Source organism: Alicyclobacillus dauci, from assembly GCF_026651605.1.
Lineage (GTDB): Bacteria > Bacillota > Bacilli > Alicyclobacillales > Alicyclobacillaceae > Alicyclobacillus > Alicyclobacillus dauci.
The window spans coordinates 3564894-3584863 of the sequence record NZ_CP104064.1 but is presented as its reverse complement, the minus strand read 5'-3'; the positions used below and the strand labels follow the sequence as shown (position 1 = coordinate 3584863).

Genomic DNA, 19970 nt, shown 5'->3' with positions numbered 1-19970 from the left:
CAAGTCGACAAGGTCTTTAACCGTGTCATTTATTTCACTTGCAAACAGGTCGGTCGTCATTTGACGTACGTCGTCCACCTGCTAGAATAGGGTACATATGAATATCGTGAGAGGCGCTAGGGGTGCCGTTTAGGCTGAGAAGCGATGTAGCTAACCCTTGCACCCGATCTGGGTAATACCAGCGTGGGGAAGTGCCATCGACTTAGCAAACCTCTTCGCGTTTTCAACGTTGAACGAGGTTTTTTTTGCGTTCAACGGACTTGTATGTTGCTAAGTTGCATGTTTCAAAGGGGAGTCGTCATTCGATGTGGAAACTGCGGGAAGTTGTTACGATGGTGATTTTGTCGGTGGTGTGCGGTGGGATATACCGCATTTGGGATGTTATTTCACCACTCATCACCATCGCCTGGGTGCCCGGACAAGGTGCCATCAACGGACTTTGGTGGCTTGCTGCCGGACTCGTACCGTATATCTTTAGGCGGCCGGGCGCGGCTCTGATTGCCGAGATCGTTGCGGCTATTGTTGAGCTCATGCTCGGCGGAAACTGGGGATTAGGTGGATTGTTATCCGGGGTGCTGCAGGGTATCGGTGCGGAAATTGCGTTTATGCTGTTTGGCTGGCGCAAATATCACTGGTCCATCATGATGCTCTCCGGAGCACTCGCCGGAGTCGGATTCAGCATCCAGTGGTATTTCCAATACAACGGACATACGTATACGTCCTCGATCATCGCCCTTTACACCATCATTACCATGATTAGCGGTGCCGTGTTTGGCGGATTGTTGCCCAAGTGGATCGGCGATGCATTGAAGCGTACGGGTGTTCTGCGCAATTTTGCGATTGCCAAGAGATAACAGCGGGATCGAGAATCAACTGGTAGAAGAGGCGAGCTTAATGGAGGCAGTAATTGTAAATGGGCATACGGTGCGCGCATTGACTATCGCTGGTTCAGACAGCGGTGGTGGAGCCGGGATCCAGGCTGATCTAAAGACGATGCATCAGTTCGGCGTATACGGGATGTCGGTCGTAACCGCGGTAACCGCTCAGAATACGTTAGGCGTGCAAGGTGTCCATGAGCTCGATGCGGAGTTCGTACAGATGCAAATGGACTCCGTCCTAGACGACATCGGCACGGACGCTGCCAAGACGGGGATGTTGGCCAATGAATCCATCATTCACGCGGTTGTCGACGGATTGGAGAAGCATGCGGTTCCCTATCTTGTTGTCGATCCGGTGATGGTAGCGAAAGGCGGGGCCCCGTTGATATCTCCGGAGGCAATTGATGCACTGCGAGAGCGATTGGTTCCTCGCGCGGACGTGATCACGCCGAACATTCCGGAGGCGAGTGTCCTGTGTGGTCATCCGCTTGAAACGTGGGATGAGTACCACAGGGCCGCAGAGCAACTGGCGAAAGCAGGCGCTCAAACGGTCGTCATCAAAGGGGGCCATATGAGTCCCTTTCAATCCACAAGTACGCCCTGGGGCAGAAATATTATCGATCCCGTGTCCGTCGACATTGTTTTTTGCAATGGGGACTATACGTACTTTTTGACGAAGCGGATTGACACGAGGAAAACCCATGGAACGGGTTGCACGTATTCAGCCGCTATCACATCTATGCTAGCGCGTGGATATTCGGTTTTAGACGCGATCGCCGTGGCAAAGGCATTCATTTTCCAAGCCATTGAGGGTGCCAAAGATTGGGATGTTGGCCAAGGACATGGGCCCACAGATCATTTCGCTAATGTACCGCTTGGCTCGTCGGTTGAACCGGGAGGAGCATATCTGTGTGATGGTTTGCCCTGGGTGCGATTGGATCAATGAGGATGACTTTATCTTGCGGAGGGATTGGGAATGAAATTTGATTTTTGGTTAGAGCGGGTAAGAGCGGATCGGCCCCTGGTCCACAACATCACCAATCTGGTCGTCAACAATATTGCGGCGAACGCACTTTTGGCCATGGGCGCCTCACCTGTCATGGCGTATGCCCCGGAAGAAGTTGGCGACATGGCCCGGATAGCACAGGCATTGTCGCTCAACATGGGCACACTCACGTCGGATATTGTTCGGTCGATGAAGATAGCGGGGAAGGCTGCCAACGATGCAGGCGTGCCGGTGATTTTCGATCCGGTTGGCGTCGGCGCCACGCCTTACCGCACGGAAGTCGCAGGGAATATCCCAGAGGATGTCAAACTCACCGTTCTCCGTGGAAACGCTGGGGAAATGAGTGTGTTCTTAGGCTTGGCCGGAGAAGTGAAAGGCGTCGATTCGCTCGGTTCTCATCAGTCGTTGCCGTTGGTGATGAAGGAATACGCGAAAAAACAGGGCGTCGTGATGATCGCGACGGGTGTAGAGGACTACGTCACGGATGGCGAACAGATTTGGAGACTCGGGAACGGCCATCCGCTGCTCAGTCACATCACTGGATCTGGATGCATGTTGACGGCATTGCTTGGTGCATTTGTCGGTGTTGCTCCGAAGCACAGCAACCTACAGGTGTATGCTGAAGCCTGCGTGGCTGCAGTGACGACGTATAATGTGGCGGCCGAGATCGCGGCACAGGAATCGGCTGGCCCCGGTACGTTTCAAGCTCGTCTATTTGATTCTTTGTATAAAATAGACGGTGAAACGGTGAAACGCATGGCACACGTGGAGTTGGTGAGTGAGCATGAGTAACTTGGCAGACAGTCTGCGGCTCTATTTAGTAACTGACGACCGGCCGGATGCCGAGTCCGTGATCGCCGTGGTCCGTCAGGCGATTATGGGCGGGGTAACTGCTGTTCAACTGAGGAGAAAGACGGACGATGGTGGTAAATTTGTCGAACTCGGGCGGTCGCTAAGGAAATTGACCAGGGAGTTTGGCGTACTGTTTTTTGTCAACGATCGCGTCGACGTTGCCCTCTTAACCGATGCAGATGGCGTACATGTAGGCCAAAGCGACATTTCCTGCAAAGATGCTAGGAAACTGGTTGGCAACAAGATCATCGGTGTTTCCGCAGCTAATGTTGAGGAAGCGCGCAAAGCTGAGGCAGATGGGGCGGACTATCTTGGCATCGGAGCAATCTATCAAACATCTTCGAAGGATGACGCGGATATGACCAGTCTAGCAGAGCTCCGTCGTATTTCGCAGGCGACAAACGTTCCGCTTGTCGCCATCGGCGGGATCACGAGCGAGCGCGTGCCGGAAGTTATCGGTGCGGGGGCGCACGGTGTCGCCGTGATGTCCGCCATTATGAGCGCTACAGACCCGAAACTGGCAGCAGGGAGACTACTTACAAAGCTATGATGAGTATCTCGACATCTTATTGGGAAGCCTGTGGTCTTCGTGTCTCTAGTTCCGACGAATATATTCACTTTCAGTCGGTTGACGGCATGAGACTCTTGAGTTCCGGTGTCCACGGCGGAGGCCTCAGACCCTGCCGCCACGTGGTCAACTTTAAGGTTTCGCATGATTATGACAACCCGTCACCGCAGCAGGATTTGCAGGATCGATTACGGCGCTTGGGAATCAACGGTGAGGACGCAACTGCCTTAATGACTGCCGCTTTGCTCGTCGATGCGGGATGGTTTGAAGTTCGGCAGCCGGAATATGACATTTTCGGTTGTGTTACCACGGGTTTTGCCAACGCCGCGAGAGTGACGGATGACATGTACCAGCCGGATCGGCCTGGCACGATTAACATCATCGTCGTCGTCAATGGTTCCATGACGGATGATGCACTTGTCGGCACGGTGATCAGTGTCACGGAAGCGAAAGCGGCTGCACTTGCCGATCTCGGTGTCCGCTCTCCCAGCGGATCGATCGCGACGGGGACGACGACCGACGCATTGGTCGTCGCTTCAACGGGCCGCTCCAAGGAGACCATCGCGTATGCAGGGCTCGCGACCCAGTTCGGCCGGGACGTGAGTCGAGCGGTGTACGGCGCCATCTGCGAGTCGGGGCGCCGCTATCTTGCACGTGTCAAGGCAGATGTAGGTGTCTTATGATCAACTTTGGTATCGCAGCTGTGGCGCTGATGCTGGATCGATTAATTGGTGATCCGCGCGTTATCCCTCATCCAGTGATTCTCTTTGGAAAATGGATTGCTTTGCTAGATAGGCACCTCAATCGAAGTACGTTCGGTCCGCTGAGAAAACGCATCTATGGCGTCGTTCTCACCGTCACGACGCTGTTTCTCGCGTATTTCATCCCGTGGCTGGGACTCGGATGGCTCCATCGTCATAATGAGTGGCTGTGGGTCGCTGTGAACGTCTTTCTAGTGTCCACCACGATAGCCTGGAAGGGGCTCATGGATGCAGGACGGGCAGTACTTGTCCAACTGCAGGTTGGCGGGATCGAGGCAGTACGGAGTGAGGTCGGTAAGATTGTAGGTAGGGATACACAGCATCTCTCTGAAGAGGAAGTCGCACGAGCAACGGTGGAGACCCTTGCGGAGAATATTGTGGATGCGATTATCTCTCCTGTGTTTTTTGCTTGTATTGGAGGTACACCACTTGCACTCCTCTACCGGGCTGCAAATACGCTTGATTCGATGGTCGGCTACAAAAATGAACGGTATCGTGAGTTCGGATGGTGCTCCGCACGAGTGGACGACGTATTGAATTATATCCCTGCGAGAATCACCATTTTGCTTCTTGTCTTGGTACTGTGGATCACCAAGCAAGACCCCCGGCGCGCTTACCGCACGATGCGACAAGACGCTCGCAAACATCCGAGTCCCAACAGCGGCATCCCGGAATCCATGATGGCAGGGGGGCTTGGCGTAATGCTCGGCGGACTGAACTACTATGGTGGGATCCCGTCGTTTCGTGCAACCATGGGCGAGCCGTTGCAGCCATTGTCAGACAGGCAAATGATCCGTGCAATCCGGGTTGTCAACGTCTTAGGCGTCGTTTTGATCGTGATATTAGTCGTCTTGTTCTTGGTGTCGGAATCTTTGGCGTATTAGAAACGGGAGAGGAGTGAGTGTTCTGTATGCACGGCGGCAGAATCTACGAATACGCGGAACGCATGGGCGTGGCGCCGAATGACATTCTTGATTTCAGTGCGAACATCAATCCGCTTGGACCACCTGATAGCGTCATGGCAGCAATTCATGATGCGCTTCATGGTGTCGTGCATTATCCGGATTCCAGGCACCAAACCCTTAAGCAGGTTTTGGCCGCGTCGTTTGGCATTGAGAACCCGCACGCCATATTCGTGGGGAATGGGGCATCAGAGGTCATCGATTTAACCATACGCGCTGTTTCTCCCAACCGTGTTTTTGTGTTTGAGCCAGCTTTCTCGGAATACCATGCTGCCGCTCATAGGGCAGGCGCACAGTTGATACAGTTGTCGTTATCAGAAGAAATTGGCGATACCGTTCGGACAGCGACGCCGCGACCTACCTTAAACGACATGGTGATCATCAACAACCCGCACAACCCAACAGGGATGTCGTGGGGGAAATCAGAATTAATGGACGTCATTGCTTATTTATGTTCCATAGGTGTACTCGTGATGGTGGATGAGTCCTTTATGGATTTTAGATGGGACCATCATCAACTGAGTGTGATCGAAAATGTGATGCAGTGGCCAACTCTTGTCGTCATTCGATCCGCTACCAAAATGTACTCGATTCCGGGGCTTCGGTTTGGAAGTGGTATTGCTCATCCAGATCTCGTCCGCCGCATCGAGCAACACCGAGATAAATGGAGTGTCAATCACTTGGCACAGGCTGCTGCCATCGCTGCGTACCAGGGTCACGAATTCGTACGCCGGACGTGGGATTGGCTTCAAGTTGAGCAGGAGTACATATGTGGCACGTGGGGAAATGCACCATGGGTTCGTTTGTATCCGCCCAGTGTCAATTACTTCTTAGTGCAGTTAGATGATCGGCTCAATCCGGATGATATACGGATACGGCTTGAAAACGAGGGTATTTTCGTGCGCTGGTGTGCTCAGTTTGAGAACTTGACGCCTCATCACATGCGGATCGCCATCAAACTCCGACCAGAGAACGAGCGATTATGGGAGGCATTCCATAGGATCGTGGCGTCATTGATGTAGCACTGGGAGTGCATGCCTTGTGAGATTGATTTTGTTGCGTCACGGGGAGACCGATTGGAACAAGGAATCCCGCATTCAAGGGGCACAGTCTGTTCCTATAAATCGAACCGGGATCGAACAAGTTAGACGAGCGTGTATTTCTATGAAAGCAATGTATGGTGCCCGTATTTCGGCCATCGTTGCGAGTCCGCTGTTGCGCGCGAAACAATCGGCTGACATTTGCGGTAAGATCCTGGGCTTGCAGCCAGTTGTCGTCCATTCATTTCGTGAACGATCCTTTGGAGATCTCGAGGGCAAAACGAAACATGTCATTCAGACTGAGTTTCACATTGACGACGTGGAGTCGTTGCCAGAGCCACATTTCCAGGTAGAGGCGCGCGAGGCATTTATCAATCGGTTGACGAGCGGACTAGAGTACATCTGTATGAATGTATACAGCGGACCGGTATTGCTCGTTACGCATGGGAGTGTCATTCGCGAGCTGACCAAAATGGCCGGACATGACATCGGCATCATTCCAAATGCCGGGTTCGTTGAGCATGATGTGAGCGTCACGAAAGGACATTGTCATGATGCACACCCGGCATTCAGCTTGAGGTACGTCGACCGGCCATCAGGAGGTACATAAGAACAGCAACCCCGCATGAACAGGCCCGCCCAGTCGAACCTTGTATGTGTCTAAAGTAGCGCGATCGCATGACTTATGGCAGCAATTTCAATGCAGACAACTTGGTATTGAGTTTGTGCAACTGTGCAATGACATCTGCTGTGTGTTGATTCAATGCGGCCAAATCGTTTGCCTCAGCCTGCGCACTGACGGCAGAGCTAGATGAGGCATGCAGGACACCCCCTGTCGTATTGCTCACCGTGCCTATCTCTTGGCCGACGGCTGTCGTCTCTGTGAGCATGCTGTTCATGCCAGCCAGGACCTGACCTTCACTGTCGCCAATGGTTTTTAATCTGGTGTTCATGGCTGCCAGATCACTTACGGTGTGCTGCTCCTGAATCTCAATTTGACTCAAAGCGGAGGTGGTGGCGGCAAGGGGCTCCAACGCCTTTGACGTCGCCGCGACGAGGGGCGTCGTGTCATGAATACTTTGGTTCATCTGCGCCATTGTTCGATTCATCTGCATTTGGATATTCGTCTGCTGCGTCATGCTGTATCCGAAAATGCCGAGTCCCGCAGCGGAAGCAACCCAGGACACGACAGTAAACCATTTGAGCACCATGCATCATCCATCCTTTCGAGGTGTGTTGTTGTCTAGCACTAGTTCAGTCCTCCCAGAAGCCCAAGCAACCCGCCGTTCGTCGTTGTCGCTCCGGTCGAATTGTTCGCCGCTTGCGAAGCCCCGCTCGATCCCGTCTTAGCCGATCCGCCTAACACAGGGCCAAGTAACCCGCCCGTCAGGCCACTCGTCGTCTTTTGCAATGCGCCTGTCGCGCCGCCGACGGCTTGACTGGCGGAACCCGCACCTTTCGATCCGCCGAGCAGTCCACTCGTTGACTTGTTGAGGAATCCCGTCGCGTTCCCGAGCAAGCCCTTGTGACCGAGGAGATCGTTCACTTGGCCGAACAGTCGGAATTCTTGCTGCGACGATTGCAATTCAGAGATCAAGTTGTCCATTTGACTGTTTAGCCGAGAACTCTCGTTGTTTGCCGTACCGAGTGTCTTATCCAATTGCATGAGAACAGTCGCATTTTTCTCTATGGTGTTTGCCAGCGATTGCGACTGGTTTTGCACATGGCTAGCAACGGTGGATGTTTTTTGCTCAACATGGAGAATCTGTTCCATCGTCGCAACATTGTTTGTCGTCAACGCAATTTGTGTGCTGAGCTGGTCTGACAGTGACTTACCTGTCTGTGTTTGCTGGTTCAAAATCTGTGATTGTGCTTCAAGCTGCTGAAGTTTTCCTTCAACTTCGCCCACTCTACCATTTAGTTCCTGTGAGTTTGTGAGAATTTGCCCGGTAGTGATGTTTAAGTTTCCCACCAGTGAAAAGAGATTCTGCTTCGCCATCGATTTGGCATGCACGACTTGTGCGACGGATGCGGACGCAAAACCGAGACAAAGGACCATACCACCTAAGAGCACGACACGCATCGGTGAGAATATCGTGTTCATGACTGGGCGCATAGACACACCTTCCTTTCCATCATTGCATGATTAGGGAACCAAAGCTGTCTTTTGATTCATTTGACTGAGACTGGAATCTATCTGTTGTTCGTCCGAGATCATTTGCCCCAAGTGGTTCACCATGTCACTGTTCGTCTGACTCAACTGCTCAAGTGTCGCTAGAATTCGCTCTTCCGATTGCTCAATTGCCGCGACTTCTGTCTTCGATTTGCCGACACCGCCACCAATTTGACTGACAGATTGGTTGATTCCTGCGACCGTCGTAGCTAACGTCGAGAGTCCACTCGCCATGTTCGATGCTGCTCCCTGCACGCGTACCAGACTCGATTGCATGGACTGCGTCGTCGTCTGTAAGTCCCCAAGCCCCGTCAGCCCCCCTTGCAGTTGACCTGACAGGGATTTCGCTTCTGCAACCTGTTGAGCGAGTTTGACAGATTTCCCGGCCATATCTTTTTGTAGTCGAACGTCCGCGAGCCCGTTGATCCCAAGTAATAGGAGCAACGTAGGAATACCGATTTTCGCCACGGTCAGGACAGTGAACTTCATCCGAGCACCCCCGGAACATTTGAATTCATTTGCGCAGTAGCGTCTCGCATTTGACTCAAGTTGTTCGTGTCACCTTGAACGATGCCATTTAGCGACTGCAGTGTTTTGGACAAACTGGAAGTCGCACTGTACAGTGCGCTCATGCTGGCTGCGATGTCTGCGAGATTTTGCGCACTGGTGTTTGCGCCTTTCGAAATGGATTGATTGATTTCCAATGTTTGTTGGTTCAGATGGTTGATTGTGTTGATATTTGTCTCGAGTTTCGCCGTCACACTGTCCGTCACTTGAAGCTGCGCTTTCATCAGGTGTGCAGTTTGGATGAGGGAATGAAGACTCTTATTTTTTTGGATAATGGATGATTCAATGGATACCAGTTGTGTTGTTGAGTGAAGGCTAGAGCTGAGACCCGTATCCATTTTCGCCAACTGAAAAGTGGTTGGAACGGTCATGGCAAGTACGCCAGCCATCGCTGCCATGGCAACGAGGCTTACAACTTTTATCAACATGTCGCTGTTCTCCTCTCTTTATTTATTTAGGAGACATCTCTATTTAGGGCACTTCGGTCGATATTTGCTTCGTACTGGCCGTTGCTTGATTGAGCTTTTTCGCCATTGTCTGGTTGGTTTGTTCTAACTGCGTGGCCAAACGTTCAATGTCTGCCGCGGTTTTGCTCATCGTTTGAACAGCATTCGACTGCTGCTGGGTACTGGAAGCAACGTTGCCCAGGTCCCCATTGAGAGCGCTGGCAACGGCGCCGAACTGTTTGCTGAGGCCGATTTCCTGTACACTGAGCCTCGTTAAACTCGACAACCTGTCGTTCTGGTCGTTGAGACCGGTACTGAGGGACTGGAGTTGACTGGCCATCGCAGGGGTCAACCCGGACAGTTGGCTTACGTTTTGCATGCCTTGGACGATTTTGGTGTTTTCACCATTAATCTGATCATTATTTTTGTGCACATGCTTGATGGTTGATAGCAAATTGAGATTTTTCGGCAGTTGAATACCCGCTTTCGCTAGCCCGACAGATAAGCCGATGAGGACGGCTACGAGCCCCGCCGCTACCCAGCGCCTTGTTCTCCGTCGACGCACTTTCGCTTCCGGCGTGGCTGCTTCGGAAGATGCAGCCAATGACGATCCGCCTGTCATAGGCTCATTTGTCTCCATGGGTGTTAGGGGCGACCCCGGGACGATTCCGTGTTCGACACTGCCGTAAATGTCGAGATATCGGGTGCCTTCGTACATGGCCTCAATGTCACGAGCGTACCTTTGTAGAACCACCTTTGCCTTCACTTTCAGAGTCGGTGTGATTTCTCCTGACCCAAGCGTGAATGGGGCGGACAGGAGGATCGCACGTTTTGGCCGTTCGAATTCAGCAAACGGTTCTACTGCTTTGCGAATCTCTTCTTGAAGAAGGCGACGGATAGCCGGGTGATTGTTCCAAAGTTCGAAATCGCTTTCATCGAGGTTGTGTGTTCTGGCGAGATCGGACAAGGCCGCAAAATCTGGCACGATGAGCGAACCAACGTATTTCCGATCATCTCCCACGAGCACCGCATCCGCAATGTACGGACTCACGGTGATGGCATTTTCGATTGGGTAGGGCGCGACATTTTTCCCTGTCGCGAGTACAAGCAGGTGCTTCTTGCGCTCCACCACACGCACATATCCGTCCTCGATCACACTGATATCTCCCGTGTGCAACCAGCCGTCTTCATCGATGGCTTCGCTTGTGGCGAGCGGGTCGCCGTAGTACCCCATCATCACATTCGGGCCTTTCACGAGCACTTCACCGTCGTCCGCCAGTTTCACTTGAACGTTTGGGATCGGCTTGCCGACCGTGCCGGGCCGAATATCTTCCACCGGGTTGAAGGAAATGACTGGGGCTGATTCAGTCATGCCGTACCCTTCACAAACAGGTATCCCAGCTTCCCGGAAGAATTTTGCGATCCGTTCTGCCAGACCGGATCCGCCTGAAATGACAATTCGCAGCCGGCCGCCGAACCCTGATCGCAGCTTGGCGTACACAAGTTTGTCTACGATCCGCCGATTCAGCGGATTCGGTTTTTTCATCGAATTGTTGACAAATGTTCGAACGGCTCGCGGTGCCGCATCAAGTTTTTGGTGGATTCCCGTATAAACCTTTTCCAGCAACCGAGGGACGGTAATGAGGACCGTTGGCCGAACTTCGAGCAGGTTTTGTTGAATTTTATCCAATCCCTCCGCATAAGCGATTGTTCCACCCGCAGCAAATACACAAAAGTGACCGACTGTTCGTTCGAATATGTGCGACAAAGGGAGGTATGAAAGCGTAATGTCATCTTTCTCGACAGACATCATGGATAGGCACGCTTCGATGTTGGCGGTCAAGTTTTGGTGGCTCAGCATGACACCTTTCGGTCTGCCCGACGTACCGGACGTGTGCACGATGGTGGCCAGGGCATTGGATGGGATGAGGGTGTCAGTTAGGGACGGATCGAGTGGCGTTTCATCTTCATCCTGAAAGAAGTCACGGAATGCATACACAGGTTTATCACAGCGAACGGGGGACTCCTCCAGCAGTATAACGGCACGAATTGCCTCTGGCCAAACTCCTCGTAAGGCGGACATGGAAGTGGGTGAATCGGTGATAAAGTATTTCGCTTCAGCGTTATTCATCATGTAGACTGCTTCGTGCGCGGGCAGAGACGGATAGATGGGAACCACCACAGCGCCCAGTGCCAAAATGGCAAAGTCACAGATGGTCCAGGCAGGCGACGTCTCAGCCATGATGGCAACTTTATCTCCTTCTCGAACACCGAGATCTCGAAGGGACGACGCAACTCGTACGATTCGATGCCACACTTGTTCATAGGTGAGCGTCTGGTACGCACCATCGGCTTTGTACATAAGACACGCATGAGAAGGATCGCGAAGCACAGACGCCCGGAACAACTGAACGACATTCATAATGCCACCTCCTACTGTGACTTGCCGCTTCAGCGTAGTCACAGTCATATCGACCCAGGTGAACTTCAGCTTCTTACAGAGAACTTTCGAATTTTGGTCACATTCTTATGGGGGTGGATATTCAAAAATTCTGTCCATTTTTAATCTAAAACAGGGATAGCCTGATTCTGACAGAGCGAGCTACAATAAGATGTCGCTCCTTTACACGAATGGTGTGTATGTCGATGGAATGCAGACTTGGCGGGGCGATGTGAGAGAAAAATTGTACTGTAAGGAGAAGCGATATCCTTTGTGGAGAGGTTTCCGTAAAAGTGTAAGAGGAATTGTAGCTCTTGAGCCAAACATCGCACATTCCCCGTCTGTCACGAATCACTATCGGGGCGTCTTCATGGTACTGCTCGGTGCCGTTCTGTGGGGCGTATCCGGGAGTGCTGCACAGGTGTTGTTTCAACGAATGCACTTCGCGCCCGGGTGGCTCGTGCACATCCGCATGACCGCATCTGGAATCATGCTGCTCGGTTATGTGGGTGTTCGCTACGGGCCGGGACGGGTGTTTGAGATATGGAGGTCAGCCAAGGACGCCGGCCGATTGGTATTGCTGGCTCTCGTGGGGCTGCTTGGGGTTCAGTACACCTATTTCGCCGCCATTGCCGACAGCAACGCAGCGACAGCCACCTTGCTGCAGTATTTGGCGCCTGTGCTCGTCGTTCTGTGGGCGCTTATTGAGAATCGATCACGCCCCAAAACACGGCAGACACTCGCCGTTATCGCTGCCGTGTTCGGCACAAGTTTGCTCGTCACGAATGGAAAACTTGCAGCGCTCGGGATTTCTGTGGGAGGGCTCGTATGGGGACTATCATCGGCCTTGGCCCTCGCGTTCTATTCGATATATCCGAGACGGTTGCTTACGATATATGGCTCGCTGCCTATTGTCGGCTGGTGCATGCTGCTCGGTGGGATCACCATGGGATTCTTCCATCCCACATGGAAGGTAAGTGCGACCATCACGCCGGCAAGTCTATATTTGATCGCGTTTGTCGTCATCTGCGGCACCATGATCGCTTTTTCTCTGTTTACGGCCAGTCTAAAGGTCATCACGTCCGAAGAGGCCAGCCTACTGTCGTGTGCAGAGCCCCTCGCCTCGGCGGTGTTCGCGGTCCTCTTTCTACACCTGAGACTGAGCCCGCTCGGTTGGATCGGTGCACTGTTGATCCTTGTTGCCGTGGTCATTCTCAGTCGATCTCGCTGATGACAGCCCGCTTATTGGCCGAGGCGGGATCGAGCGCTAATTGAGGGGAAATACGAGGAGAGACAAACGATGTCTGCCACTGATTCCGAATCACCTTGAGTATACCACCTTCCAACTGGGATAATAATACAGCACAGTGATTTGGAGAAATTCGCCATCTATGTGAAAAGTGTTTCGGTGGGAGCGAGAGGGATGAACATGGATCAAGATTTGTCAAAGCGACGGGCGATGGAACGCAGTTTTGAGGCCATCAGCCCGTTTGAATTCAAAAACGAATTAATCAGTCTTGCGCAAAAGAATCAGAAGAAGAGCACCCGCGTGTTGTTGGATGCAGGGCGAGGGAATCCGAACTGGATTGCAGCGTCGCCACGTGAGGCTTTCTTTGCCCTTGGACAGTTTGCAGTTTCGGAAAGTCGACGTGTGTGGAACGAGGGCGATTTGGCCGGAAAGCCCGAGCGCAAAGGGGCCGCCGAGCGATTTCGCACGTACGCCAAGGCACACCAGGATACACCCGGTATGAAACTACTTGAGGACATCGTGGAATACGGCATAAAGAAGCAAGGCTTTCAGGAAGACGAGTGGGTTCATGAACTTGTCGATGGAATTATTGGAGACAATTATCCGGTGCCTGATAGGATGCTCGTCCGTGTGGAGAAGGTGGTGCATGACTTTGTTCTCCAGGAACTTTGTCAAAACGACAAATCTGTCGGTACGTTTGACCTGTTTGCCGTCGAAGGAGCAACGGCTGCGATGTGCTATATTTTTGACTCGCTCCTCGAAAACTACTTGCTGAACCGCGGTGACAAGGTTGCCATTATGGTTCCAATTTTTCCTCCCTACGTGGAAATCCCGAGTTTGGCTCGGTATGCGTTTGACGTTGTCGAGATCAAAGCCACTGCTCGCGATGCTGCCGGGAACCACACGTGGCAGTATCCGGAGTCGGAACTGGACAAGCTGAAGGATCCAGAAATCAAGGCGCTGTTTCTGGTCAATCCAAGCAATCCTCCATCGGTTGCACTCGCTCCGGAATCGACTGAATACATTCTCGACATCGTCCAGAACCACAATCCCAACTTGATGATTATTTCTGACGATGTCTACAGCACATTTGTAGACGAGTTTCGATCCCTCATGGCGGACGTCCCCGCGAACACAATTGGCGTGTACTCATTTTCGAAATATTTCGGTGTGACTGGCTGGCGGCTCGGTGTCATCGCCGTTCATCAGGAAAACATTTTTGATCGGCTACTCAGAGAATTGCCAAAGGACAAACACGACATCTTACATGCCCGTTATTCGTCCATGACGCAGCACCCAGATGATGTGCGATTTATCGACAGGATCGTTGCGGACAGCCGCCAGGTGGCGCTCAACCACACCGCTGGTTTGTCGACACCACAACAAGTCCAAATGGCGCTATTCTGTGCGTTTGCGCTGTTGGATCAAGAAAATCGCTACAAGCAACTGACGAAAGACATATGTCATCGACGTATGAAGTTGCTTTACGATGGCCTCGGTCTTCCGTATCCTGATTTACCACTTGATGCGGACTACTACACGGAGTTTGATTTGGAAGTATGGTCGAACCAGTACTACGGAAGAGAATTTACGGACTACCTGAAAGCGAACTATGAGCCTATCGACATTTTGTTCCGACTTGCCGAGAACTCTGGCATTGTGCTGTTAAACGGCGGCGGATTTCACGGGCCCACGTGGTCCATCCGTTGTTCCCTCGCCAATCTCGACGACGATTCGTACTCGGAAATCGGGCGTGATCTGCACAAAGCACTGGAAGGGTACGTGCGGGAATGGAAGTCCTCAAAGGGGTCGAACGCTTAACCTATGCGGGTACATACACCACTATCGTGGTAGCCGACGTCCGTGTACCGACAGGAGCGCTCTATCAATGATACAACGGGGGTCTCCCGCACGCCATCATCGGATGGGTGCAGCGACACCTCTTTTGACGCGGGCTTGCGGGCTTGCGGGGCAGCATAGGTGACTCCCAGTCCCTTAGAGGCAGAATGCGATGACCTAGAATTGACTAAGGGAGCCTGGTACCGTTATTGGGCCAATCTTCGAGATCAGAAGGAGCAGATGGCGGCAACAACGGACTCCAAGCATCTTGTTTGATCATGGACAGACACATAGTTGCTTATTACGGCATGAGACTCCCTTCCGCCCGCCCGCCCCGGTCCCGCACCACCGGACCCCGCACCCCTCGGCTCCCGGCCGCTGTTTTAGGTCGTTTGAATCGCTCTGAGTGTGCTTCTGACTCGCTCGCTCCATGTTCGCCTCATAGCGTAGGCCTGCCTTTCCCGAACAATGCCCGGCGACGGATTGCGAAGTTCATCCAAGGCACGGCGAAACGCATCTTGGTATGAAAGCGATGTTTCTGCTCCGTAAACCAGTCGATTCAAATCCTGCGCAATCGGTACGCCACCTACGACAGTAGGTTTGCCCACGGCAAGGTATTCGAATAGTTTTAATGGGTTGGAAGCTTCACTCGCGCTCGAAGCGATGCGAGGAAGTATCAGCACGTCCTGCGCTTGCAAGTATCCAGGCAACTCCTCGTATGGCACGCCGCCGAGATAGTGAACGCGATCGTGATCGAGAAGACGTTTGAATGTTTGGGCCTGCTGTTCTGCCATTTGTCCTTGCCTGCCGAGTAAAAACAGCGTGACCTCTGGAAAATCCTCAACGAGAGTCAGCATCGCTTCAAAGTTGATCCAGTGGTTTAACGTGCCCGCAAAGCCCACACGAAGTTTGTCGCCTGCCAGTTCCAGAGCCGGTGGAACCGCAGATGCGGGCTTCATGAACAACTGAGCGTCGACTCCGTTGGGCATTAGCGTGACGGATCGATTGAGTTGTGTTTCCATCTGGTCACGAAGGGTCGGAGAGACAGCCAACACGGAAGAGGCTCGGTTGGCGATCCGTTTCCACGCCTCGATGACCTTGTCACGGTTCCAGTCGTACGGAAAAGCGAGTACGTCATCAACACAATCGAATACGAGATATGTGGGATTAAGACACTCGATCAGCCGATATTGATATGGGGTCCAATTGGTCACATAAACGACCGTTTCCTTTCGCCATTCATGACCCCACCGGTACGACAGTTCCGTGTTCAGGTTGCTCGCTTGGCGCTTCAGTCCAAGGGAAAAAATATCTAGTTTCTTCGGGATGGACAGTGGCGGCGTCAGCACTGTATGATGCGCATCATGCTCACGTGGCTGCCAGTCCCACATGAGCGCATTGGCGTTACGCCAACGCAACAGGGATTGTGGTGGTTCGACGTACACGACTTCACCATCAAAACCTCTCGTCATCAATCTCGACGTATCTTGAAAGCCAGGTGTGTTGTATGCAGACATCCCAAACGCAAGCCAGTTCTTGAACATGAAGATTGCCCCCTTGGAGTGATCTCTGGCTGAGTGGAATGACCGAACAATGATAGGCTCCTGATTCGAGCTTTTTTATTTTTAGGGTTCGTTTTTAAGGTTCTATTGAAGAGATAAGCTAGTGATGGAAATGGTTCGATGACCGATCCGGTTGTCACAAAATCGGCAAGATGTGCTTATTGCTTGAATGTTGTGGTAGATGATGATGCGCTTGACGGGGAAATCGGAGGATGGCTGTAACGAACAAAAAAGCCACCGTCTCAAAGTGAGGACGGTGGCTTTTTCGGCAGAACGGATTACTTCACTTTTTCCTTCAAGTTGTTGCCGGCTTTGAATGCAGGAACCTTACCTGCAGGAATTTCAATCACTTCACCTGTTTGCGGGTTGCGGCCCGAACGAGCAGCGCGTTCACGTACTTCAAACGTGCCGAAACCGAGGATCTGAACCTTTTCACCGGCGCTCAAAGCTTCTTCGATGGATTCGAAGATCCCGTTTACAACTGCTTCGCTGTCCTTTTTCGTCAGGCCAGACTTTTCAGCGGTTTTGTTGATTAGATCTTGTTTGTTCATTTTTCTACCTCCATACAATGAAAACGTATTAGTGCTTTCATCATGCACTCTTACCTAGTTTTACAAAGCCAGTCGCGTGAAGTTTAGCACGATATTGGCTTGTACACAATGTTTCTGTTTTTGTAGCTGCAAAATTGTGGGCCATTACAGAGTCACCCGGGATGCATGAGCGGCATGTCCCGGGCTCTTCTGGGTCTCGTGATTCTAGCGCTAGGATAGCCCGTCTCGTGCCATTTTATACATTCCTCGGTTGAAAGGGTAGACCAAAATGACTTAGTACGGCCTATGTAAGAGAGGGCGCCTCAAAGGAGGCGCCCTCGTATCACGTACGTTTCATTTTATCCGCATAATTTTTCGCCGTTCTGAACACTTGCGCAGCAAAAATGGTGTAAACACTGGCAATAGCAAGAGTGAGAACGACAAGTTCAACCGTGTTCATCACCATTGTACGTCCTCCTCTTTGCGGTTACGCGGTGGCGCATAGTATTTTGGATGTCTCTTTCCATTCGACGGGAAATACCGTTCAAACCGATTTGCATGTCGTAACTTATGTACGGCATACTCCCCAAGGATTGTGTCCCAGTTGTCGTACTGATTCGACTTTGTCGCTTGCATTCCTTCTCCATCCTTTCGCGTGATTCTTGAAGGTGATGGGTGTGCTGCAGACGTCGATCGGAACAGTAACTAAGTCGGTTTGCTCACCAGTACCGTCTCCTTCCAATTCGCCTACGAGGTTAGCTGACGGGTTCGGGCTGAAAGGTGCCCTACGCAGAACAAACTGTGATTCACCCCGATGATGGGTCCCCCGTTTCCCTAAGGAATTCGGCGATGGGCGTAAAGTTGCATGTCTTATGTCATAATCGTTCGTACCGAGAAATACGTTTATGAGGGTTTGTCTAAAATATTCTGTGGATTTTTTTACCGTCGTCGTGATCGTTTTGGTTTCATAGATTGATCCCGGTGGCCATGCACGTCTAGCCACGAAAAAGAAACAGATGAAATCGATGGGAAATTCTCGTAAAGTGCGGAGCCATTCAGTATGATAGGAGTGAACTTCAGAATATTTTGGGGAGTGGTTGCGTGAGCGGGACCGACAAAACGTACGTGAGCATCGAAGAAGTGATATCGATTCCTGCACTGCGGGAAATCGCCGTGCACCCCGATGGTTCGGCAGTAGCGTACGTTAAACGTGTCGCCAACTGGGATGATAACATCTACGTCGATCACGTCCAGATATTCGAGAAAACGAGCGGACGGCACGTGTCGTTGACGAGCGGCAATGTTGCCTCAAGTGCGCCCATGTGGTCACCAGACGGCAAGAAACTAGCCTACCTTCAAGCTGGGCCGGAAGGGGACGCAAAAAAACAGATTTATCTTTACACGATGGAAACAGCCACGAGCCTACGGGTGACCCGGGCCGTAAATGACGTGAAGTCATTTAGGTGGGCACCTGATGGATCCGGGTTATATTATATTTCTGAACTGGCTGCTTCGGGAAAACAAAAGGAGCGCAAGCGTCTATACGGAGATTTCGAATATGTGAATATCGACGATAACAAGTCGACATTGTACTTTTGTCCTATCAATCCCGCCTTGGCACGAACACTTGGTCCACTTCAGGGGCCGTCGGATGTGCGACAGGACGTTCTCTCTGACGAAGAGCTCGCTATTTGCCTGATCGAAATGGCTGACGTCCATGTGTCCGCATTTGATGTGTCCCGAGATGGAGAGAAAATCGTCGTGGCCATAGCGCCTTCAAGTAGAATCACGGACGTTGAGAAAACCGAGTTTCACTTGCTCGACGTGGCAACGAGACACATGACACCTCTGCCGATTCCGAAACCTGTATACTATGATGTTCATTTTTCACCGGATGGAAGAAAAATTTGCTACACTAAGAGGCCGCCGGATAACGCTTATTATGATACGGATGTGCTGGAATCGTATGACCTTGAAACAAAGAAATGCGAACGTTTGACGGGGGACTTAGACGAGAGTGTATATCCTGTCGCTTGGATCAAGTCAGGTATTGTAATTGAGTGGCAAGACAAGACCAGTCGAAAGATTGAACTGGTGAAAGCAGATGGGTCACGGGAACTCGTCGCTGGAGGTGACGGACATCTTGCTTATGGTGCCTCTGTCAGTGCGGATGGCGAGCAGATTGCTTATCTGAAAGCGTCCGACACGGAGTTGGCTGACGTGTTCCTGAACGGGGAACGAGTGACAAATCGGAATCAGCATTATGAGGGTCGGGCCAAGTCGACCAAGCGAGTTATCGAGTGGGAAAGTGGGGACGGTACCGCAATCGAAGGCATCCTTTCGATCCCGCCCGATTTTGACCAGTCCAAACGCTATCCATTGCTTGTCGTCATTCACGGGGGACCTGTCGCAGCCTCTTTCGCTGTCCCGACCAGCAACCTATACTACCCGATTGAGTCGTTCATTGAGTGTGGTTTTATCGTCCTCGAACCGAACTATCGGGGAAGTGCAGGGTATGGCTCAAAGTTTCGCAGATTGAACGTGCGCAACTTGGGCATTGGTGATTACTCGGACGTGATCGCGGGTGTGGATCATCTCGTCTCGCAGGGATTCGCAGATGCCTCGAGAGTGGGTGTGATGGGCTGGAGTCAAGGCGGTTACATCTCGGCGTTTTGCAGCACGTATAGCAACCGATTCAAAGCGGTTTCCGTGGGTGCCGGAATCAGCAACTGGGCCACATACTATGTCAGCACAGATATTCACCCTTTCACACGGCACTACTTAGCAGCAACGCCTTGGGAAGACGAGGTCATATACAAGCGCACCTCGCCCATTACGTATGTCAACGAGGCATCTACACCCACGCTCATCCAGCACGGTGACAACGACTCACGCGTACCGGTACAAAATGCATATGAACTCTATCAAGGACTTTCGGATGTTGGCGTTGACGCGAATTTGATCATTTTTAAGGGGATGGGCCACGGAGCCGATAAACCTGGCCTTCATCGGGCCATTCAGAAGCAAAACTTGGCCTGGTTCTGTAACCACATTCTCGGTGCACCGCTCGACGGTTTTTGGCTTTGATGTCCAATCC

The 19970-nt window shown here is 52.0% G+C and carries 20 protein-coding genes and 2 riboswitches; of the genes, 11 read left to right on the top strand and 9 right to left on the bottom strand.

Features of this window, described 5'->3' with window-relative positions; translation table 11 throughout:
- Positions 1 to 108: 108 nt before the first annotated feature.
- Positions 109 to 207: riboswitch (TPP riboswitch) on the top strand.
- A gap of 98 nt (positions 208 to 305) precedes the next feature.
- Genes NZD86_RS18150 through NZD86_RS18115 form a run of 8 tightly spaced genes read left to right on the top strand, consistent with a single transcriptional unit; the run spans position 306 to position 6677 of the window.
- The gene (locus NZD86_RS18150; protein WP_268043463.1) at positions 306 to 854 is read left to right on the top strand and encodes an ECF transporter S component; all 549 of its coding nucleotides are present in this window, start codon (positions 306 to 308) and stop codon (positions 852 to 854) included.
- Between the two features lie 40 nt (positions 855 to 894).
- Positions 895 to 1824 (top strand): bifunctional hydroxymethylpyrimidine kinase/phosphomethylpyrimidine kinase, encoded by a 930-nt coding sequence (gene thiD / locus NZD86_RS18145; RefSeq protein WP_268046930.1) that lies wholly within the window; start codon positions 895 to 897, stop codon positions 1822 to 1824.
- A gap of 30 nt (positions 1825 to 1854) precedes the next feature.
- Entirely contained in the window at positions 1855 to 2676 is an 822-nt protein-coding gene (gene thiM / locus NZD86_RS18140) for a hydroxyethylthiazole kinase (protein WP_268043462.1), read from the top strand.
- On the top strand, positions 2669 to 3286 hold the full coding sequence (gene thiE / locus NZD86_RS18135) for a thiamine phosphate synthase (protein WP_268043461.1): 618 nt from the start codon (positions 2669 to 2671) through the stop codon (positions 3284 to 3286). The genes thiM and thiE overlap by 8 nt, the downstream gene beginning before the upstream one ends.
- Positions 3286 to 3987, top strand: a complete 702-nt coding sequence (locus NZD86_RS18130) for an adenosylcobinamide amidohydrolase (protein ID WP_268043460.1) — start codon at positions 3286 to 3288, stop codon at positions 3985 to 3987. The genes thiE and NZD86_RS18130 overlap by 1 nt, the downstream gene beginning before the upstream one ends.
- Entirely contained in the window at positions 3984 to 4949 is a 966-nt protein-coding gene (gene cbiB, locus NZD86_RS18125) for an adenosylcobinamide-phosphate synthase CbiB (RefSeq protein WP_268043458.1), read from the top strand. Before NZD86_RS18130 ends, cbiB begins: the two co-directional genes overlap by 4 nt.
- Before the next feature lie 26 nt (positions 4950 to 4975).
- Positions 4976 to 6049, top strand: a complete 1074-nt coding sequence (locus NZD86_RS18120; protein WP_268043457.1) for a pyridoxal phosphate-dependent aminotransferase — start codon at positions 4976 to 4978, stop codon at positions 6047 to 6049.
- A 19-nt stretch (positions 6050 to 6068) separates the two neighbouring features.
- Positions 6069 to 6677: a histidine phosphatase family protein gene (locus NZD86_RS18115; RefSeq protein ID WP_268043456.1), complete on the top strand. Its 609-nt coding sequence runs from the start codon at positions 6069 to 6071 to the stop codon at positions 6675 to 6677.
- A gap of 73 nt (positions 6678 to 6750) precedes the next feature.
- Here the strand turns inward: NZD86_RS18115 and NZD86_RS18110 are convergent, their stop codons facing one another.
- From NZD86_RS18110 to NZD86_RS18090, 5 genes are read right to left on the bottom strand one after another with little or no spacing between them, the layout of a single operon-like run.
- A complete protein-coding gene (locus NZD86_RS18110; RefSeq protein WP_268043455.1) occupies positions 6751 to 7278 on the bottom strand; it encodes a hypothetical protein in 528 nt (175 codons plus the stop codon).
- A gap of 38 nt (positions 7279 to 7316) precedes the next feature.
- On the bottom strand, positions 7317 to 8171 hold the full coding sequence (locus NZD86_RS18105) for a hypothetical protein (RefSeq protein WP_268043454.1): 855 nt from the start codon (positions 8169 to 8171) through the stop codon (positions 7317 to 7319).
- A 42-nt stretch (positions 8172 to 8213) separates the two neighbouring features.
- A complete protein-coding gene (locus NZD86_RS18100; protein WP_268043452.1) occupies positions 8214 to 8729 on the bottom strand; it encodes a hypothetical protein in 516 nt (171 codons plus the stop codon).
- A complete protein-coding gene (locus NZD86_RS18095) occupies positions 8726 to 9235 on the bottom strand; it encodes a hypothetical protein (protein WP_268043451.1) in 510 nt (169 codons plus the stop codon). Before NZD86_RS18095 ends, NZD86_RS18100 begins: the two co-directional genes overlap by 4 nt.
- A gap of 43 nt (positions 9236 to 9278) precedes the next feature.
- Positions 9279 to 11675 (bottom strand): AMP-dependent synthetase/ligase, encoded by a 2397-nt coding sequence (locus NZD86_RS18090; protein ID WP_268043449.1) that lies wholly within the window; start codon positions 11673 to 11675, stop codon positions 9279 to 9281.
- 250 nt (positions 11676 to 11925) lie between these two features.
- Here NZD86_RS18090 and NZD86_RS18085 point away from each other — a divergent pair, with 250 nt between their 5' ends.
- Positions 11926 to 12924: a DMT family transporter gene (locus NZD86_RS18085; RefSeq protein WP_268043448.1), complete on the top strand. Its 999-nt coding sequence runs from the start codon at positions 11926 to 11928 to the stop codon at positions 12922 to 12924.
- A gap of 192 nt (positions 12925 to 13116) precedes the next feature.
- On the top strand, positions 13117 to 14763 hold the full coding sequence (gene aspD / locus NZD86_RS18080; protein WP_268043447.1) for an aspartate 4-decarboxylase: 1647 nt from the start codon (positions 13117 to 13119) through the stop codon (positions 14761 to 14763).
- A gap of 401 nt (positions 14764 to 15164) precedes the next feature.
- On the opposite strand, the gene NZD86_RS18075 is transcribed toward aspD, so the two are convergent.
- The 4 genes from NZD86_RS18075 to NZD86_RS18060 all read right to left on the bottom strand — a co-directional run bounded on the left by NZD86_RS18075 (position 15165) and on the right by NZD86_RS18060 (position 17509).
- Complete coding sequence (locus tag NZD86_RS18075; protein ID WP_268043446.1) at positions 15165 to 16325, bottom strand: glycosyltransferase; 1161 nt, start codon at positions 16323 to 16325, stop codon at positions 15165 to 15167.
- Between the two features lie 296 nt (positions 16326 to 16621).
- The gene (locus tag NZD86_RS18070; RefSeq protein WP_268043445.1) at positions 16622 to 16894 is read right to left on the bottom strand and encodes an HU family DNA-binding protein; all 273 of its coding nucleotides are present in this window, start codon (positions 16892 to 16894) and stop codon (positions 16622 to 16624) included.
- A gap of 322 nt (positions 16895 to 17216) precedes the next feature.
- Positions 17217 to 17339 carry a hypothetical protein gene (locus tag NZD86_RS18065; protein ID WP_268043444.1) on the bottom strand — a complete coding sequence of 41 codons (123 nt, stop codon included), beginning with the start codon at positions 17337 to 17339 and terminating at the stop codon, positions 17217 to 17219.
- The gene (locus NZD86_RS18060) at positions 17333 to 17509 is read right to left on the bottom strand and encodes a hypothetical protein (protein ID WP_268043443.1); all 177 of its coding nucleotides are present in this window, start codon (positions 17507 to 17509) and stop codon (positions 17333 to 17335) included. The genes NZD86_RS18065 and NZD86_RS18060 overlap by 7 nt, the downstream gene beginning before the upstream one ends.
- A 94-nt stretch (positions 17510 to 17603) precedes the next feature.
- Positions 17604 to 17732, bottom strand: a riboswitch (cyclic di-AMP (ydaO/yuaA leader).
- Positions 17733 to 17974: 242 nt separating this feature from the next.
- Between NZD86_RS18060 and NZD86_RS18055 the strand changes: the two genes are divergently transcribed.
- The gene (locus tag NZD86_RS18055) at positions 17975 to 19960 is read left to right on the top strand and encodes a S9 family peptidase (protein ID WP_268043442.1); all 1986 of its coding nucleotides are present in this window, start codon (positions 17975 to 17977) and stop codon (positions 19958 to 19960) included.
- The last annotated feature ends 10 nt before the right edge of the window (positions 19961 to 19970 follow it).

Bases quoted from the DNA above. Each gene is read 5' to 3' on its own strand.
- NZD86_RS18105 (WP_268043454.1), bottom strand. From the start codon at position 8,171: ATGAACACGATATTCTCACCGATGCGTGTCGTGCTCTTAGGTGGTATG.
- cbiB (WP_268043458.1), top strand. From the start codon at position 3,984: ATGATCAACTTTGGTATCGCAGCTGTGGCGCTGATGCTGGATCGATTA.
- aspD (WP_268043447.1), top strand. From the start codon at position 13,117: ATGAACATGGATCAAGATTTGTCAAAGCGACGGGCGATGGAACGCAGT.
- NZD86_RS18090 (WP_268043449.1), bottom strand. From the start codon at position 11,675: ATGAATGTCGTTCAGTTGTTCCGGGCGTCTGTGCTTCGCGATCCTTCT.
- NZD86_RS18130 (WP_268043460.1), top strand. From the start codon at position 3,286: ATGAGTATCTCGACATCTTATTGGGAAGCCTGTGGTCTTCGTGTCTCT.
- thiD (WP_268046930.1), top strand. From the start codon at position 895: ATGGAGGCAGTAATTGTAAATGGGCATACGGTGCGCGCATTGACTATC.
- NZD86_RS18060 (WP_268043443.1), bottom strand. From the start codon at position 17,509: ATGCAAGCGACAAAGTCGAATCAGTACGACAACTGGGACACAATCCTT.
- thiM (WP_268043462.1), top strand. From the start codon at position 1,855: ATGAAATTTGATTTTTGGTTAGAGCGGGTAAGAGCGGATCGGCCCCTG.
- thiE (WP_268043461.1), top strand. From the start codon at position 2,669: ATGAGTAACTTGGCAGACAGTCTGCGGCTCTATTTAGTAACTGACGAC.
- NZD86_RS18120 (WP_268043457.1), top strand. From the start codon at position 4,976: ATGCACGGCGGCAGAATCTACGAATACGCGGAACGCATGGGCGTGGCG.
- NZD86_RS18110 (WP_268043455.1), bottom strand. From the start codon at position 7,278: ATGGTGCTCAAATGGTTTACTGTCGTGTCCTGGGTTGCTTCCGCTGCG.
- NZD86_RS18095 (WP_268043451.1), bottom strand. From the start codon at position 9,235: ATGTTGATAAAAGTTGTAAGCCTCGTTGCCATGGCAGCGATGGCTGGC.
- NZD86_RS18150 (WP_268043463.1), top strand. From the start codon at position 306: ATGTGGAAACTGCGGGAAGTTGTTACGATGGTGATTTTGTCGGTGGTG.
- NZD86_RS18070 (WP_268043445.1), bottom strand. From the start codon at position 16,894: ATGAACAAACAAGATCTAATCAACAAAACCGCTGAAAAGTCTGGCCTG.
- NZD86_RS18075 (WP_268043446.1), bottom strand. From the start codon at position 16,325: ATGTTCAAGAACTGGCTTGCGTTTGGGATGTCTGCATACAACACACCT.
- NZD86_RS18065 (WP_268043444.1), bottom strand. From the start codon at position 17,339: ATGGTGATGAACACGGTTGAACTTGTCGTTCTCACTCTTGCTATTGCC.
- NZD86_RS18100 (WP_268043452.1), bottom strand. From the start codon at position 8,729: ATGAAGTTCACTGTCCTGACCGTGGCGAAAATCGGTATTCCTACGTTG.